This window comes from Rhizobium sp. N324 (assembly GCF_001664485.1).
Taxonomy (GTDB): domain Bacteria; phylum Pseudomonadota; class Alphaproteobacteria; order Rhizobiales; family Rhizobiaceae; genus Rhizobium.
This window is the reverse complement of record NZ_CP013630.1, coordinates 4,316,930-4,332,462: the sequence shown is the minus strand read 5'-3', so window position 1 is coordinate 4,332,462 and position 15,533 is coordinate 4,316,930. Positions and strand designations below refer to the sequence as shown.

The window sequence follows — 15,533 nt, the reverse complement described above, 5'->3', positions numbered from 1 at the left end:
GTCAGAAAATGGCTGAGGCAGCTACCCCCAAGACCGGCTCTGTCGGCAGAGTCACCCAGGTTATCGGCGCCGTCGTCGACGTTGCTTTCGAAGGCGAACTGCCGAAGATCCTGAACGCGCTGGAAACCACCAACAACGGCAACCGCCTGGTTCTCGAAGTTGCACAGCACCTTGGCGAAAACGAAGTCCGCACCATCGCGATGGACTCGAGCGAAGGTCTGGTCCGCGGCCAGGAAGTCAGCGATACCGGCGCTCCGATCATGGTTCCGGTCGGCAACGAAACGCTCGGCCGCATCATGAACGTCATCGGCGAGCCGGTCGACGAAGCCGGTCCGCTGGTCACCGCCCATAAGCGCGCCATCCACCAGGATGCGCCTGCCTATGTCGAGCAGTCGACGGAATCGCAGATTCTCGTCACCGGCATCAAGGTCGTCGACCTTCTGGCGCCTTATGCACGCGGCGGCAAGATCGGCCTGTTCGGCGGCGCCGGCGTCGGCAAGACCGTTCTGATCATGGAACTGATCAACAACGTCGCCAAGGCGCATGGTGGTTATTCGGTTTTCGCAGGCGTCGGTGAACGTACCCGCGAAGGCAACGACCTTTATCATGAAATGATCGAATCGAACGTCAACAAGCATGGCGGCGGCGAAGGCTCCAAGGCTGCGCTGGTTTACGGCCAGATGAACGAACCGCCGGGCGCCCGTGCCCGCGTTGCTCTGACCGGCCTGACGGTCGCCGAACATTTCCGCGACCAGGGCCAGGACGTTCTGTTCTTCGTCGACAACATTTTCCGCTTCACCCAGGCAGGTTCGGAAGTGTCGGCGCTGCTCGGCCGCATCCCGTCGGCCGTCGGCTATCAGCCGACGCTCGCAACCGACATGGGCCAGATGCAGGAACGCATCACCACGACGACGACCGGCTCGATCACCTCGGTCCAGGCCATTTACGTTCCGGCCGACGACTTGACCGACCCGGCGCCGGCAACCTCGTTCGCGCATCTTGATGCGACGACGGTTCTGTCGCGCTCGATCGCCGAAAAGGGCATCTACCCGGCCGTCGACCCGCTCGACTCGACCTCGCGCATGCTCGACCCGATGGTCGTCGGCGAAGAGCATTACGAAGTCGCCCGTAAGGTCCAGTCGACGCTGCAGCGCTACAAGGCCCTGCAGGACATCATCGCCATCCTGGGCATGGACGAACTGTCGGAAGAGGACAAGATCGCCGTTGCCCGCGCCCGCAAGATCGAGCGTTTCCTGTCGCAGCCGTTCTTCGTCGCCGAAGTCTTCACCGGCTCGCCGGGTAAGCTGGTTGCTCTCGAAGACACGATCAAGGGCTTCAAGGGCCTCGTCAACGGCGAATACGATCACCTGCCGGAAGCCGCCTTCTACATGGTCGGCTCGATGGAAGAAGCGGTCGAAAAGGCCAAGAAGCTCGCAGCTGCTTGATGAGCGACGCGCTAGACGAGATATTCTGCTGCGATTCCTTGAAGGGGGTCGTGGCGGATCTTCCCGACCCAGCCGCGCCGACCATCTATCGCGCCGATAATGGCGTGCTGATGATGGTTGTGGGGCTGGTTCAGAGCGAGGAAGGCCTCGGTTATCTCGACCAAGCGATAATGCACTGCCCGTTCTGCGGGACCCAATTGCAAGATGCGAAAGCCATAGCCGAGAAGGTAAGTCACTGATGGCTGACAATTTCAACTTTGAGCTCGTTTCGCCGGAGCGTCTGCTGCTGTCGGAGATGGTGACCGAGGTCGTCATCCCCGCGACTGAGGGCGAAATGACCGTCATGGCGCACCACGCGCCAACGATGACGACGGTCAAGCCGGGTGTCGTGAGCGTGCGTTCGGCGTCCGGCAAGAAGCAAGATTACGTTGTATTCGGCGGTTTTGCCGATATTCTGCCGACCGGCTGCACATTGCTTGCCGAATCCGCCGTGCCGGTCGAGGAACTTCACAAGGACGAGCTGACCCGGCGCATCGAGGCGGCCCGCGCGGAACTCGAGAATACCGAACTGCATGAGCACAAGTCGAAGCTCGAGCATTTCATCATGGAACTGACGCATCTGAGCGGCATCGTCCAGCAGGATTGATCGCAATCACTTTTGCAACAATGAAAGGCGGCTCAACAGCCGCCTTTTTGTATTTTGCTGATCTCTCGGGGCCGGCGGGTAGTGCCCGTTGGTGGCTTCAAACGAGTAATCGGCCGCTATAGCCGCTTTGCCGACAGGCCGGATAGCCTCAGAAGCCGGTACCGCCGCGCAGCTCGATGATAAGCGTCTTGAATAGAATGTTCAGGTCGAGCAGCAAGCTGAAATTCTGGACGTAATAGATATCGCTGGCGATACGGGCGCGGGCCTGCAGCGGTCGCGCCGTCGGGCCGCGCCAGCCGCGCGTCTGCGCAAGGCCGGTGATGCCGGGGCGCATAATGTGGCGCTGATGGTAGTCCGGCACCAGTTCCTCGTAGAGCCGACCGGCTGCGCGCATGTTGATCGCATGGCAGCGTGGACCGACCAGCGACATATCGCCGAGAAGGACGTTGAAAAGCTGCGGCAGTTCGTCGATGTTGGTCCTTCGGAGCACCGCGCCGATGCCGGTCATGCGGCTGTCGCCCTTGACGGTCTGCCGAATGCCGCTCGGATCACAATCTTCGGCGCGCATCGAGCGGAATTTGAACACCACGATCTTGCGGCCGTTCAGTCCCCAGCGGATCTGGCGGAAAAATACCGGGCCGCCATCGTCGAGTTTGATGAAGAGAGCGATCGCCAGAAAAAACGGCGCCAGCACGATGAGGGCGCTGACGGAGGCTGCGATGTCGAATAGCCGCTTCACGCCCAGGCGCATAGCCATCTTTCTTTCAACCGGCGAAAAGCTGCTCGGCTGGCGAATATTGGAGTTCGCGACAACCAGGGTCTTGGTTTTGTCCTGACGCTGAGACGGATCGAAGCGTGAATTCGTCTTCGAAGTAAAAGCATTCATTACGCAAGGTCCACAAGTTTAGATGCGATACTGAACTACAGGGAGACAGATACATGGTCATGTATCGTTTGTCATCGGTATAAATAAGAATCCAGTAACCCTAAAGACGCCAAAAATGGGAGTATTTAGCGATTAACCTTAATGCCTCTAGTTGAGATGATGGGAAATTTATACTTTGAAAGGAGTAGCCCGATTGGATGGGCGGGGTGTTAGGCGGTTGCCGACGTCGATCGCCGGTCTTTCAAGCAGATGGTAGCTGAGGCTGGCGACGAGGAGAACAAGCGCCGCCGCCAGACCGCAGGATTGCAGCCAGCCGGTGACGACATTTTCGGTGGACGCGCCGAACGAACCGGGGTCGAGCTTCTGGATCGATATCAGGATGATCTCCTGCCAGATATAGATGCCGAAGGAGATCTTGGCGATGGAGCGGACGGGAGCGTTGTCGAGCAGCCTGCCGAGGTGTTGCGAATGGCAGAGCGAAACGAGCGCCGTTGCGATCGCCAGCGGAAAGATCGGAAAGCCATAGGGGATGTCGAGCCAGCCGTAGGCTTCAGGGGTGCCGCCGGGCGATATGACGAGGCGGTAGCCGGCAACCGCGAGGGCCAGCAGCGCTGCGGCGTCGAACCAGAAGGAGGGCCGTCTTGCGATCATCATCTCGACGCCGGCGGCAAACGCACCGAGGGCGAAGACTGTGAAGAAGCCGATCGGATTATACCGCGGCATCCACTCCTTCGCCCCGCCCTGGAGGCCGTATTGCCAGCCGCGCCCGATGTCGTCGAGCGGAAAGAGGATGAGGATCAGCACATGGGCAAGGAGGACGCCTGCGATCACGCAAAGCCAGGCGAAGCGGGCAAGCAGCGGACGCTGCCTAAGGAGTGGCAAACGAAACAGCAGCAGAAAGCAGACCGGCAGCAGCACATAGCTTGTGGCCTCGAAGGGAATCGACCAGAGCGGGCCGTCGGCTTCGACGGGAAAGAAGGTGCGCCAATGCCACTGGCTCATGAACAGCAGCCCGGAGATGTAGCGGAGCGTCAGCTCCGGCGTCAGCGGCAGGGCAAGCAGCGTCAGGCTGAGGGCGAAGCTGACGCTTGCGGCCACCCAGAAGCCCGGCGCAATGCGCGCCGCCCTGCGGATCGCGTAGTGGCGCAGGCTCGGCATGTTGCGGCCGTCGTCGAGCGCGCGCCAGAAGGGATGAGCGAGAAGGAAGCCGCTGAGCACGAAGAAGATGGCAACGCCGAAATTGCCGAAACGGAGGATCTGCGCAGCCGTTCCCAATTCGTCGGGAATTCTGCGCATATCCAGCCGGAGCGCGAGATGGTGGGCGAACACCAGCAGACAAGCCGTCGCGCGCAGAAAGTCCGCTCCGGCCAGTCTCTCTTGTTGTCGCATCCTGTCCCTCGCCCTACACGGTGACTTTGCCGCGGAACGCCGCGGCGGGCAAGGCCAGGGCTGGGCTCAGGCCAAGAGATCGTTGGTATAATAGGTGGAAAAGTCCGGCTTCTCCTTGAGTGCGGCGCCGTTCGCATCGACCAGAATGCCGTTCTCGAGCAGGAAGCCGCCGATGGCATCGGCTTTTGCCGGGTCGAGCGTGCCGATCACGCCGGCCTCGGACTTCAGGAAGTGCCCTTCGATCAGGGCCTTCTGCGAGGCTTTCACCAGTTCGGTGTTCATCAGTGCGCCGTTGCTCCCGGATATCAGCAGCGCGCAGGCTTCGTCGGGATGATCGACGGAGTAGGCATAACCTTTTTGCGTTGCCTGAATGAAAGCGCGGGCATTGTCCCGATTGGCCGAGAGATAGGTGTCGCTGGAGACGATGACCGTCGTCTGCTCGTCGGGAATGCCGTAGTCGGAATAGTGGAAGCGGGCGATTTTCCGGTTTTCCAATTCGGCGGCAACGCCTTCCCAGGTATAGATTTCCAGGGTGAAATCGATCGAGCCATTGTCCAGCGCCTCGTAGGCGGAGGTGCCGAGCGTGACGGTCTTGACCTCGCCTTTGCCGCCATCGTTGCGGATCATTGCGGAGACCAGCGCGCTTTCCCAGGTGCCGCCGAAGCCGCCATAGGTCTTGCCGTCGAGATCCCTGGGGCTCTTGATGTCGTCGCGTCCGCCCTTGAAGATCAGCCGCGCTGTTTCGGTCTGGACGACGCCGTAGACCATCTTCACGTCGCCGCCGGCGGCGCGCTGGCTGATGGCCTCGATCTCGCTGCTGATGCCGAAATCGGCGACACCGTTCGATACCAGCGTTCCGGCGCTGGTGTCGGTAAAGGAAAGAATTTCGACATCGAGGCCGGCGGCGGCATAAAAGCCCTTCGCCTTGGCGACATAGATGCCGATATGGTTGGTGTTCGGCGTCCAGTCGAGCGCGATGCGGGCCTTTGCGGGCGCCGACTGGGCGAAGGCCGGGCGGCCGGCAAGGCTTGCCGCGATGGCGGCGAAGATCGTCTGGCGACGGGTGAGAAGCAGCATGGTGACCTCCTCAGGTCTCTGGAGCATGATGCCGAAAAGCGTGAGCAGTTCTCGGCATCATGCTCTAACTCTTTAAATGAGAACAGGATTCAGATTTCAGGCCGACCGGCTTAAGATCATCCTGTTCAAGCGGATGCAGCAGGGTTTGCTGGATTTCGGTTTCGATCGCCTGGGCCGCCGGCGAGCCGAGATCGGCAATGCTTCTCGGACGGGGCAGGGAAACGTGGAATTCGCGGATGATACGCGCCGGACGGGCCGAAAGCACGTAGATGCGGTCGGAGAGAAACACCGCCTCGCGGACATCGTGGGTGATCAGCAGCGCCGTCCAGCGGTGTTCGGTCCACATGCCCTGCAGCCATTCCTGGATCTGCGTGCGCGTCAGCGCGTCGAGCGCGCCGAAAGGCTCGTCGAGCAGCAACATATCCTGGGTCTGGACGACGGTGCGCAGCAGTGCTGCGCGCTGGCGCATGCCGCCGGATAGTTCGGAGGGATAGTGGTGTTCGAAACCGGCAAGGCCGAAGCTCTCGAACAAAGGCGCCACAGCGGCGCGGGCCGCGCGGCGGCTCATGCCCTTTACCTCGAGGCCGAGGGTGGCATTGTCGATGATCCGGCGCCAGGGCATCAGCGCATCACGCTGCGGCATGAAGGCGAAGGAATGCGGCGCTTCCTCCAGCGGCGCGCCGTTGAAAAGCACGTTGCCGGAATCGGGCCGAAGCGCCTGCGTCAGCAATCGCAGCACCGTCGATTTTCCGGAGCCGGACGGGCCGACGATCGAAACGAACTCGCCGTTTGCGACGCTCAGCGATATATCGCCCAGCACCTGCATGCCGTCGAAAGATTTCGCGATATTGCGCAGTTCAACCATTTTGTCGCTCATCGGCGCCGCTCCCCGGATGGCGGCCAGGGCATCAGGAGGCGCTCTATCAACAGCGTCAGGCCGAAGAGGCAGAGGGTCAGCACGGCGCTGACGACGACGGCGGCAAGCACGAGATCGGGACGGAAATTGTTCTTGGCGTTGAGAATATAGATGCCGAGGCCGCTGGCGGCGCCGGCATATTCGGCAAAGATCGCGCCGACGACGGCATAGGTGATCGAGATTCTCAAGCCGGCGAAGAAATAGGGCAGCGCGGAGGGAAGCCGCGCCAGGCGGAAGATGCGCCAGCGGCTCGCCTTCATCGAGTTCAGGAGTTCGGCGATGTCGCGGTCGGTCGATTCATAGCCCTGCAGCAGGGCGACGAGCAGCGGGAAAAAGGTGACGAGCGCCACCAGCAGTATCTTCGGCAGGAGGCCGAAACCGAACCAGAGGACGACAAGCGGCGCGATCGCCACCAGCGGCAGGGTCTGGCTGGCGATGAAGATCGGCAGCAAGGCCCGGCGCATGAAAGGCGCAAAGTCCATGAGGATCGAAGCGGCGAAGGCGAAGGCCAGCGACAGGGCAAAACCGCCAAGCGTGGCGCCGAGCGTCGGCCAGGTGTTTGATGTCAGCGCCGCGCGGTTCAGCCAGCCCTGGAGGACGATGCGCGAAGGCGCCGGCAAGATGGAGGGCTTGATGCCGGAAAGACCGACATAGAGTTCCCATGCCGCCAGAAAGGCAAGGCCCGCGAGCAAGGCGGGCATTGCCCGGTACAGGGCGGCGCTGAGCGCGGCAAGGCGCGAATCCAAAGGTCGTGGCAGTGTCATCAGCGTTTGATTTCGGCCTCGATGCGCAGCCGGTCGCGATAGGGATCGAGCGCCTTGACGGCATCGAGAATGATGCCGACGACATTGTCCGGCATCGGATAGAGTGACACTTCTGCGTCTGAGAACATCTGAACCTCGCTCCGCTGGCATTACCCAGATCAGCTTTGAAGGGTCCAGAGGCTTGCACCTCGCATCTCAGCCCCGGCAATACGGAGCTCCCCTGTATTTCGGCGGAAACTATCACCCGGGTTTTCGTCCCGCAACCGCAAAATTGCAAACCCGTCCGCTCGGTTGGAATGGATCTTATGAAGGGAAACACCCGAGCGGAGGTCCCGCCCGGGTGTTCCTCGGTGGGCCCGTACCTGCCGGGAACGGGACCGCAGCTTGCTGTCTCAGGCGGCGATATCGGCGTGCGCCGGCGGGCGTCCGATCGGGCTTTACGATTGCAGGCGCAAGGGTTATAAAACCTCAACTAATATTGAGGTCAAGAGGCGATGGATAGGATTCCGGCAGCGCCGCCCGGCAAGCTCCTGACAGTCGGCGAGGTGGCGGAGCGCAGCGGCCTGGCCGTCTCGGCGCTGCATTTCTACGAGACCAAGGGTTTGATCTCGAGCATCCGCTCCCGCGGCAACCAGCGGCGCTACGGGCGCGACGTGCTTCGCCGCCTCGGGATCATCAAGGTGGCGCAGCGGGTCGGCATTCCGCTTGCGGAAATCCAGGCGGCGTTCCAGTCCCTGCCGCAGGGGCGCACGCCGACGGCCGCCGACTGGCAGACGCTGTCGGCACGATGGAAGGACGATCTCGACGCACGAATCAGTCGGCTGAGCCTGTTGCGCGACCGCCTGGCCGGCTGCATCGGCTGCGGCTGTCTGTCGATCGAAAGCTGTCCGCTGCGCAATCCGTGCGACCGGCTCGGCAAGGAAGGACCGGGTGCGCGGCTGCTGGAGACCGAAAACTAGCCTTCGGGAGAACCAGTCGCTTCAGGGAGAGGCCGCGTCTCTTCGGGAAAGACCGAGCTGCCGGAAAGATCGCTGCCTGCCTTTCTTTCGGTCGCGGTGCTCATATGTTAAGGGCGAGTGACGCAACCGAGGAGGACGGCTTCGTGTTTCATCCCAGACTGTTCGAAAATCGCAATGTCGTCGTCACCGGCGCCGGCCGCGGCATCGGCCTCGAAGTCGCTCGGCAGTTTCTGGATTGCGGCGCGAAGGTCATCGTCCATACCGGGCGCAAGCCGGGGCGGGACCTGCCGGATTTCCTGCTGACGGCCGAATCGGAAAGACGGGCGCTGCTGCTGCATGCCGATTTCTCCGCCGCCGGCGGGGCGGCGCAATTTGCCGAAGATGTTCTCGCTTTCTTCGACAAGGTGCATGTGCTCGTCAACAATGCCGGCACGATGCTCGGCCGTTTCCCGGCTGCCACGCTGACAGACGCGGAATATGAGGCGGTCATCCGGCTCAACCAGACATCGGTGGTGGCGCTGACGCGCGCTTTGCTGCCGGCATTGAAGGCGGCCGAGGGTGCTGCCGTCGTCAACACCGTTTCGATCTCGGCGCTGACCGGCGGCAGCCCCGGTTCCTCGATCTATTCGGCCTCGAAGGCGTTCGTCGCCACCTATTCCAAGGCGCTTGCCCGCGAGCTTGCCCCGGACGGCATCCGCGTCAACTGCGTCTCGCCGGGAACGATCGAGACGGATTTCCACGAGCGCTATTCCTCCAGGGAAAAGCTCGAGCAGACCCGGAAATCCATCCCGCTGCAGCGGCTCGGCACGTCGGAGGATTGCGCGCCCGCCTATCTGTTCCTGGCGGCTCCTTCTCTCTCCGGATACATTACGGGCCAAGTCCTCGAGATCAATGGCGGCCAGCTTATCTGCTGATTTACTTGGACCTTTTTTGGCATTTCATCACTATTGACCAATTCGGTTGTGGGAATATGCTATTGTGCTGATCTACCACATCGCCTCCCTTCCGAGATATCGAATGCCGTTGCCCAAACCGGAGCCGGGGATGACCGGCCAGGACTTGCACATACTCGCTGGAAAAGCCCATGAAGCGAGCGATCTGCTGAAAGCTTTGGCGCATCACACCCGACTTCTGATCCTCTGCATACTGGCGAAACAGGAGCGGACGGTCGGTGAAATCGAAAATATTCTCGGCATCCAGCAGGCGATGGTCTCGCAGCAACTCGCGCGTTTGCGGCTCGAAGGCCTGGTCAATACCCGCCGTCAGGGCAGGATGGTTTACTACAGCATCGGCAATGTCAGCGTGCTGGCCTTCCTCGAATCGCTGTTCGATCTATTTCCGATTGCAGAAAACTGTTAGCGACCATCCCTTGCGAAGCGCGGCTGCTATGTCGAAGATGAGGCCGGACGCTGGATGCAGCGGGAGACCGGATGATCGACAAGCTGGAATTCTTCATCGCCCTTGCCAATGAAAAACACTTCGGCCGCGCCGCCGAGGAATGCGGGATCTCGCAGCCGACGCTCTCCGCGGCCATCCGGCAGCTCGAGGATCAGCTCGGCGTCATGTTGGTGCAGCGCGGTTCGCGGTTTCAGGGGTTGACGCCGGAGGGGCAGCGCGTGCTGGAATGGGCTCGCCGCATCGTCGGCGACGCCCGCACCATGCGCGAGGAGATGCGCGCGGCGCGCCGCGGTCTTTCCGGCCATATCCGTCTCGCCGCCATTCCGACGGCGCTCGCCATGCTGTCGCGCATCACCACGCCGTTTCAGGAGCGGCATCCCGGCGTCACCTTCTCGATCGTCTCACGCAATTCGCTGCAGGTGCTGAGCATGCTCGAAAACCTCGAAATCGATGCCGGCATCACCTATCTCGAAAACGAACCGCTCGGCCGTGTCACCAGCGTTCCGCTCTATGCCGAGCGTTACCATCTGATCACGGCTGCGGGCAGCCCGCTGTCCGATCGCGACAACGTGACCTGGAAGGAGGTCGGGGATCTTCGGCTTTGCCTATTGACGGCCGACATGCAGAACCGCCGCATCATCAACCGGCATCTGACGGAAGCTGGCGCCACGGTGCATCCGACGCTCGAATCCAACTCGATGATCGTGTTGTTTTCGCATGTCAGGACCGGACGCTGGGCAAGCATTATGCCGCGCAACGTCGCGAAATCCTTTGGATTTCCCGTGGAAATCCGGATGATTCCGATCGTCGAGCCGGAGGCGCACCATCTGGTCGGCCTTGTCGCGCCCTATCGCGAGCCCTTTACGCCGCTCGTCTCGGCCCTGCTGCACGAAGCGCGGGTGCTCGTGCGGGATGAAGAGCTGTGATAGAAAAAACCTATCGATCCACAGAATAGCTTTATTGATCCCCAGCGGCTTCCCTGAGATGCTTGTTAGAGGAATGGTGCTCGGCTGGGGAGTCCGCCATTCCTGAAACGAGCAAGCGGCTGGGAGGGCTGCCTTATGACCATTCATATCGCCGAAGGCGATATCACAGCGCGCACCCGTGCCATCATCGCCGATCTTCGCTTTCTCGAAGGGCCGCTGCTTCCCATTCTGCACGAGGTTCAGGAAGAGTTCGGCTATGTGCCGCAGGAGGCCCTGCCGGTGATTGCGGAGGAATTGAACCTCTCCCGCGCCGAGGTGCATGGCGTGGTGACCTTCTATCACGATTATCGCGACCACCCCGCCGGCCGGCATGTGTTGAAGCTCTGTCGCGCCGAAGCCTGTCAGTCGATGGGCGGCGATGCAATGGCCGAGCGGGTTAAAACGCTGCTCGGTATCGATTTTCATCAGACGACGCTTGATGGCGGCGTGACGCTGGAGCCGGTCTACTGTCTCGGGCTTTGCGCCTGCGCGCCGGCGGCCATGCTCGATGGCGAAGTCTATGGCCGGATCGACGATCAGATGGCGGCGGAACTCGTCGCGGAGGCACGCCGATGACGGTCAGGATATATGTTCCGCGCGACGCCGCAGCGCTGGCGCTCGGGGCCGAAAAGGTGGCAAAGGCGATTGCCCAGGAGATCGCCGCCCGCGGCCTCGATGCCGAGATCGTGCGCAACGGCTCGCGCGGAATGTTCTGGCTGGAACCGCTCGTCGAAGTCGAGGTCGCAGGCAAGCGGATCGGCTACGGGCCGGTGAAGGCGAGGGACGTGCCCGCATTGTTCGATGCCGGGATGGCGAATGGCGGCGATCACCCGCTCTGTCTCGGGGAGGTTGAAGACCTCCCGTTCCTGAAGGAACAGACCCGCCTGACCTTTGCCCGTTGCGGCATCACCGATCCGCTGTCGCTGGCCGATTACGAAGCGCATGGCGGTCTTGCCGGTCTTCGCCGCGCCGTCTCGATGGCGCCTGGCGACATCGTCAAGGAAGTCACCGATTCCGGCCTGCGCGGCCGCGGCGGCGCGGGTTTCCCCACAGGCATCAAGTGGAAGACCGTCCTCGATGCGCCCGGGGACCGCAAATATATCGTCTGCAATGCCGATGAGGGCGACAGCGGCACCTTTGCCGACCGGATGATCATGGAGGGTGATCCCTTCGTGCTGATCGAGGGCATGGCGATATCAGGACTTGCCACCGGCGCCACGAAGGGCTTCATCTACACGCGTTCGGAATATCCGCATGCGATCGCTGCGATGAGCGAGGCGGTCGGCATCGCGCGCCAGGCAGGGATTCTCGGCCCGTCGGTGCTCGGCTCGGGCCGCGCTTTCGATATCGAGGTGCGCACCGGCGCCGGTGCCTATGTCTGTGGCGAGGAGACGGCCCTGCTGAACAGCCTCGAAGGCAAGCGCGGCGTCGTGCGCGCCAAGCCGCCGCTGCCGGCGCATAAGGGGCTGTTTGACTGTCCGACCGTCATCAACAACGTGATCTCGCTCGCTTCCGTGCCCGTGATCATGGAGAAGGGGGCGGCCTTCTATCGCGATTTCGGCATGGGCCGCTCGCGCGGCACCATCCCGCTGCAGATCGCCGGCAATATCAGATATGGCGGTCTTTACGAAACGGCCTTCGGTCTTTCGCTCGGCGATATCGTCGACAGGATCGGCGGCGGCAGCGCGACGGGGCGGCCGGTCAAGGCCGTGCAGGTCGGTGGGCCGCTCGGGGCCTATTTCCCGCGGGCACTGTTCGACACGCCGTTCGATTACGAAGCCTTCGCTGCCAAAGACGGGCTGATCGGCCATGCCGGCATCGTCGTCTTCGATGACACCGCCGACATGCTGAAGCAGGCGCGTTTCGCCATGGAATTCTGCGCCGTCGAAAGCTGCGGCAAGTGCACGCCCTGCCGCATCGGCTCGACGCGCGGCGTCGAGACGGCCGACAAGATCGCCCATGGCATCGAGCCGGAGAAGAACCGGGCGCTGCTCACCGATCTCTGCAATACGATGAAATTCGGCTCGCTCTGCGCGCTCGGCGGTTTCACGCCCTATCCGGTCATGAGCGCCATGACGCATTTCCCGGAGGATTTTTCGCCGGCGCCGATGGTGGAGGCTGCGGAATGATGGCTTTCTACCCGTCAGCTCCCTCCGAATTGCTCATTTTCACTTCCAGACAGGAGGCCGACCATGTCTCTCATCCATGAAATCGACTACGGCACTCCCGCTTCGACATCCGAGGTGATGGTGACGGTCACCATCGATGGGCAGCAGATCAGCGTGCCGGAGGGCACCTCGATCATGCGCGCTTCGATGGAGGCTGGCATCGAGGTGCCGAAGCTCTGCGCCACCGACATGATCGACGCCTTCGGCTCCTGCCGGCTCTGTCTCGTCGAGATCGAGGGCCGCAACGGTACGCCGGCCTCCTGCACGACGCCGGTGGCGGCCAACATGGTCGTGCATACGCAGACAGGACGGCTGAAGGATATCCGCCGCGGCGTGATGGAGCTTTATATTTCCGACCACCCGCTCGACTGTCTGACCTGTGCAGCCAACGGCGATTGCGAATTGCAGGACATGGCGGGCGCCGTCGGCCTGCGCGACGTGCGCTACGGCTATGACGGCGACAATCATGTCAGGGCGCGCAACAATGGCGAGATCAATCTGAAATGGGCGCCGAAGGACGAGTCCAATCCCTATTTCACCTTTGATCCTTCCAAATGCATCGTCTGTTCGCGCTGCGTGCGCGCCTGCGAGGAGGTGCAGGGCACCTTCGCGTTGACGATCGAGGGGCGTGGTTTCGGCTCCAAGGTTTCATCGGGTGCGCATGAAGCCTTCATCGATTCCGAATGTGTCTCCTGCGGGGCCTGCGTCCAGGCCTGCCCGACGGCGACGCTGACGGAGAAGTCGGTGATAGAGATCGGCCAGCCCGAGCATTCGGCCGTCACCACCTGCGCCTATTGCGGCGTCGGCTGTTCCTTCAAGGCGGAAATGCGCGGCGAGGAGCTGGTGCGCATGGTGCCGTGGAAGGACGGCCAGGCCAATCGCGGCCATTCCTGCGTCAAGGGCCGCTTCGCTTACGGCTATTCCACCCACAAGGACCGCATCCTCAACCCGATGATCCGCGAAAAGGTCAGCGATCCCTGGCGGGAGGTGAGCTGGGACGAGGCCTTCGCGCATGTAGCGTCGGAGTTCCGCCGCATCCAGTATCAATATGGCCGCGAGGCGATCGGCGGCATCACCTCCTCGCGCTGCACCAATGAAGAAACCTACCTGGTGCAGAAGCTGATCCGCGCCGGCTTCGGCAACAACAATGTCGATACCTGCGCCCGCGTCTGCCATTCGCCGACCGGCTACGGTCTCGGCCAGACATTCGGCACCTCGGCCGGCACGCAGAATTTCGACAGCGTCGAACAGTCCGACGTCGTCGTTATCATCGGCGCCAATCCGACCGACGGCCATCCGGTGTTCGGCTCGCGGCTGAAGAAGCGGCTGCGCCAGGGCGCCAAGCTCATCGTCATCGATCCGCGCCGCACCGATATCGTCCGCTCGCCGCATGTCGAGGCCTCCTATCACCTACCGCTGCAGCCCGGCACCAATGTCGCTGTCATGACGGCGCTGGCGCATGTGATCGTCACCGAAGGGCTTTTTGACGAGAAATTCATCCGCGAGCGCTGCGACTGGTCGGAGTTCGAGGATTGGGCCGGCTTCGTCGCCGAGCCGCAGCACAGCCCCGAACAGACCGAGATTTTCACCGGCGTACCGGCGGCGGATTTGCGCGGCGCGGCAAGGCTCTATGCCAAGGGCGGCAACGGCGCGATCTATTACGGTCTCGGCGTCACCGAACACAGCCAGGGCTCGACTACGGTTATCGCGATCGCCAATCTGGCGATGGCGACCGGCAATATCGGCCGTCCCGGCGTCGGCGTGAACCCGCTGCGCGGCCAGAACAATGTGCAGGGCTCGTGCGACATGGGTTCCTTCCCGCACGAACTGCCGGGCTACCGGCACATTTCCGACGATGCGACGCGCGATATTTTCGAAAAGCTCTGGGGCGTGAAGCTCAACAACGAGCCGGGCCTGCGCATTCCCAACATGCTGGATGCGGCGGTCGACGGCTCCTTCAAGGGTCTGTATGTCCAGGGCGAGGACATTCTCCAGTCCGACCCCGATACGAAACATGTCGCGGCAGGCCTTGCGGCGATGGAATGCGTCGTCGTGCAGGACCTGTTCCTCAACGAGACCGCCAACTACGCCCATGTCTTCCTGCCGGGCTCGACCTTCCTCGAAAAAGACGGCACCTTCACCAACGCCGAGCGCCGCATCAACCGCGTGCGCAAGGTAATGTCGCCGCGCAACGGTTATGGCGACTGGGAGGTGACGCAGAAACTTGCCCAGGCGATGGGGCTCGACTGGAACTACAGGCATCCGTCGGAGATCATGGACGAGATCGCCGCGACGACCCCGAGTTTCGCGCTCGTAACCTACGATTATCTCGACAAGATCGGCTCGGTGCAGTGGCCCTGCAACGAACAGAGCCCGCTCGGCTCGCCGATCATGCATGTCGACGGTTTCGTGCGTGGCAAGGGCAAGTTCATCCGCACCGAATATGTGGCGACCGACGAGCGCACCGGCCCGCGCTTCCCGCTGCTGCTGACCACCGGCCGCACGCTCAGTCAGTACAATGTCGGGGCGCAGACGCGCCGCACCGAGAATGTCGTCTGGCACGCGGAAGACCGGCTGGAAATCCATCCGCACGATGCCGAACAGCGCGGCATTCGCGACGGCGACTGGGTGAAGCTCGGCAGCCGCTCCGGGGACACGACGCTGAGATCCCTGATTACCGATCGTGTTGCGCCGGGGGTCGTCTATACGACCTTCCATCACCCCAATACGCAGGCAAACGTCATCACCACCGACTTCTCCGACTGGGCGACGAACTGCCCTGAATACAAGGTGACAGCGGTGCAGGTGTCGCCCTCCAACGGACCGAGCGAATGGCAGCGTGAGTATGACGAGCAGGCACGGCAATCGCGCCGCATCGCCGGCAAGCTCGAGGCAGCGGAGTGAAAATGCGGGAGTGGTT

The 15,533-nt window shown here is 62.2% G+C and carries 15 protein-coding genes, 1 pseudogene and 1 riboswitch; of the genes and pseudogenes, 10 read left to right on the top strand and 6 right to left on the bottom strand.

Annotation, left to right across the window (positions count from 1 at the left end; genetic code table 11):
* Positions 1 to 8: 8 nt before the first annotated feature.
* Genes atpD through AMK05_RS20825 form a run of 3 tightly spaced genes read left to right on the top strand, consistent with a single transcriptional unit; the run spans position 9 to position 2,091 of the window.
* Entirely contained in the window at positions 9 to 1,445 is a 1,437-nt protein-coding gene (atpD, locus tag AMK05_RS20835; protein WP_064840957.1) for a F0F1 ATP synthase subunit beta, read from the top strand.
* Entirely contained in the window at positions 1,445 to 1,684 is a 240-nt protein-coding gene (locus AMK05_RS20830) for a hypothetical protein (protein ID WP_064840956.1), read from the top strand. Before atpD ends, AMK05_RS20830 begins: the two co-directional genes overlap by 1 nt.
* On the top strand, positions 1,684 to 2,091 hold the full coding sequence (locus tag AMK05_RS20825) for a F0F1 ATP synthase subunit epsilon (protein WP_064840955.1): 408 nt from the start codon (positions 1,684 to 1,686) through the stop codon (positions 2,089 to 2,091). Before AMK05_RS20830 ends, AMK05_RS20825 begins: the two co-directional genes overlap by 1 nt.
* A 148-nt stretch (positions 2,092 to 2,239) precedes the next feature.
* Here the strand turns inward: AMK05_RS20825 and AMK05_RS20820 are convergent, their stop codons facing one another.
* The 6 genes and pseudogenes from AMK05_RS20820 to AMK05_RS34705 form a co-directional block, all read right to left on the bottom strand.
* On the bottom strand, positions 2,240 to 2,977 hold the full coding sequence (locus tag AMK05_RS20820) for a sugar transferase (protein WP_064840954.1): 738 nt from the start codon (positions 2,975 to 2,977) through the stop codon (positions 2,240 to 2,242).
* Between the two features lie 168 nt (positions 2,978 to 3,145).
* The gene (locus tag AMK05_RS20815; protein WP_064840953.1) at positions 3,146 to 4,366 is read right to left on the bottom strand and encodes an acyltransferase family protein; all 1,221 of its coding nucleotides are present in this window, start codon (positions 4,364 to 4,366) and stop codon (positions 3,146 to 3,148) included.
* Between the two features lie 66 nt (positions 4,367 to 4,432).
* The gene (locus AMK05_RS20810) at positions 4,433 to 5,443 is read right to left on the bottom strand and encodes an ABC transporter substrate-binding protein (RefSeq protein WP_064840952.1); all 1,011 of its coding nucleotides are present in this window, start codon (positions 5,441 to 5,443) and stop codon (positions 4,433 to 4,435) included.
* A 64-nt stretch (positions 5,444 to 5,507) separates the two neighbouring features.
* A complete protein-coding gene (locus AMK05_RS20805) occupies positions 5,508 to 6,320 on the bottom strand; it encodes an ABC transporter ATP-binding protein (protein ID WP_064840951.1) in 813 nt (270 codons plus the stop codon).
* A complete protein-coding gene (locus AMK05_RS20800; RefSeq protein WP_064840950.1) occupies positions 6,317 to 7,123 on the bottom strand; it encodes an ABC transporter permease in 807 nt (268 codons plus the stop codon). Before AMK05_RS20800 ends, AMK05_RS20805 begins: the two co-directional genes overlap by 4 nt.
* A gap of 11 nt (positions 7,124 to 7,134) precedes the next feature.
* Positions 7,135 to 7,251: pseudogene (locus tag AMK05_RS34705) on the bottom strand (YkoF family thiamine/hydroxymethylpyrimidine-binding protein); the annotation flags it as partial.
* A riboswitch (TPP riboswitch) is annotated at positions 7,242 to 7,355 on the bottom strand. It overlaps the preceding pseudogene by 10 nt.
* Before the next feature lie 262 nt (positions 7,356 to 7,617).
* On the opposite strand from AMK05_RS34705, the gene soxR reads away from it, so the two are divergent.
* From soxR to fdhF, 7 genes are all read left to right on the top strand, one after another.
* On the top strand, positions 7,618 to 8,082 hold the full coding sequence (gene soxR, locus AMK05_RS20795; RefSeq protein WP_064840949.1) for a redox-sensitive transcriptional activator SoxR: 465 nt from the start codon (positions 7,618 to 7,620) through the stop codon (positions 8,080 to 8,082).
* 143 nt (positions 8,083 to 8,225) lie between these two features.
* On the top strand, positions 8,226 to 8,996 hold the full coding sequence (locus tag AMK05_RS20790) for an SDR family NAD(P)-dependent oxidoreductase (RefSeq protein WP_064840948.1): 771 nt from the start codon (positions 8,226 to 8,228) through the stop codon (positions 8,994 to 8,996).
* Between the two features lie 103 nt (positions 8,997 to 9,099).
* Complete coding sequence (locus AMK05_RS20785) at positions 9,100 to 9,441, top strand: ArsR/SmtB family transcription factor (protein ID WP_064840947.1); 342 nt, start codon at positions 9,100 to 9,102, stop codon at positions 9,439 to 9,441.
* Positions 9,442 to 9,512: 71 nt separating this feature from the next.
* Positions 9,513 to 10,406 (top strand): LysR family transcriptional regulator, encoded by an 894-nt coding sequence (locus tag AMK05_RS20780; protein ID WP_003582744.1) that lies wholly within the window; start codon positions 9,513 to 9,515, stop codon positions 10,404 to 10,406.
* Positions 10,407 to 10,541: 135 nt separating this feature from the next.
* Positions 10,542 to 11,021, top strand: coding sequence for a formate dehydrogenase subunit gamma (locus AMK05_RS20775; RefSeq protein ID WP_064840946.1), 480 nt, complete (start codon positions 10,542 to 10,544; stop codon positions 11,019 to 11,021).
* A complete protein-coding gene (locus tag AMK05_RS20770; RefSeq protein WP_064840945.1) occupies positions 11,018 to 12,574 on the top strand; it encodes a formate dehydrogenase beta subunit in 1,557 nt (518 codons plus the stop codon). The genes AMK05_RS20775 and AMK05_RS20770 overlap by 4 nt, the downstream gene beginning before the upstream one ends.
* 63 nt (positions 12,575 to 12,637) lie before the next feature.
* Positions 12,638 to 15,517: a formate dehydrogenase subunit alpha gene (gene fdhF / locus AMK05_RS20765; protein ID WP_064840944.1), complete on the top strand. Its 2,880-nt coding sequence runs from the start codon at positions 12,638 to 12,640 to the stop codon at positions 15,515 to 15,517.
* Positions 15,518 to 15,533 lie beyond the last annotated feature (16 nt).

Bases quoted from the DNA above. Each gene is read 5' to 3' on its own strand.
- atpD (WP_064840957.1), top strand. From the start codon at position 9: ATGGCTGAGGCAGCTACCCCCAAGACCGGCTCTGTCGGCAGAGTCACC.
- AMK05_RS20830 (WP_064840956.1), top strand. From the start codon at position 1,445: ATGAGCGACGCGCTAGACGAGATATTCTGCTGCGATTCCTTGAAGGGG.
- AMK05_RS20825 (WP_064840955.1), top strand. From the start codon at position 1,684: ATGGCTGACAATTTCAACTTTGAGCTCGTTTCGCCGGAGCGTCTGCTG.
- AMK05_RS20820 (WP_064840954.1), bottom strand. From the start codon at position 2,977: ATGAATGCTTTTACTTCGAAGACGAATTCACGCTTCGATCCGTCTCAG.
- AMK05_RS20815 (WP_064840953.1), bottom strand. From the start codon at position 4,366: ATGCGACAACAAGAGAGACTGGCCGGAGCGGACTTTCTGCGCGCGACG.
- AMK05_RS20810 (WP_064840952.1), bottom strand. From the start codon at position 5,443: ATGCTGCTTCTCACCCGTCGCCAGACGATCTTCGCCGCCATCGCGGCA.
- AMK05_RS20805 (WP_064840951.1), bottom strand. From the start codon at position 6,320: ATGAGCGACAAAATGGTTGAACTGCGCAATATCGCGAAATCTTTCGAC.
- AMK05_RS20800 (WP_064840950.1), bottom strand. From the start codon at position 7,123: ATGACACTGCCACGACCTTTGGATTCGCGCCTTGCCGCGCTCAGCGCC.
- soxR (WP_064840949.1), top strand. From the start codon at position 7,618: ATGGATAGGATTCCGGCAGCGCCGCCCGGCAAGCTCCTGACAGTCGGC.
- AMK05_RS20785 (WP_064840947.1), top strand. From the start codon at position 9,100: ATGCCGTTGCCCAAACCGGAGCCGGGGATGACCGGCCAGGACTTGCAC.
- AMK05_RS20780 (WP_003582744.1), top strand. From the start codon at position 9,513: ATGATCGACAAGCTGGAATTCTTCATCGCCCTTGCCAATGAAAAACAC.
- AMK05_RS20775 (WP_064840946.1), top strand. From the start codon at position 10,542: ATGACCATTCATATCGCCGAAGGCGATATCACAGCGCGCACCCGTGCC.
- AMK05_RS20770 (WP_064840945.1), top strand. From the start codon at position 11,018: ATGACGGTCAGGATATATGTTCCGCGCGACGCCGCAGCGCTGGCGCTC.
- fdhF (WP_064840944.1), top strand. From the start codon at position 12,638: ATGTCTCTCATCCATGAAATCGACTACGGCACTCCCGCTTCGACATCC.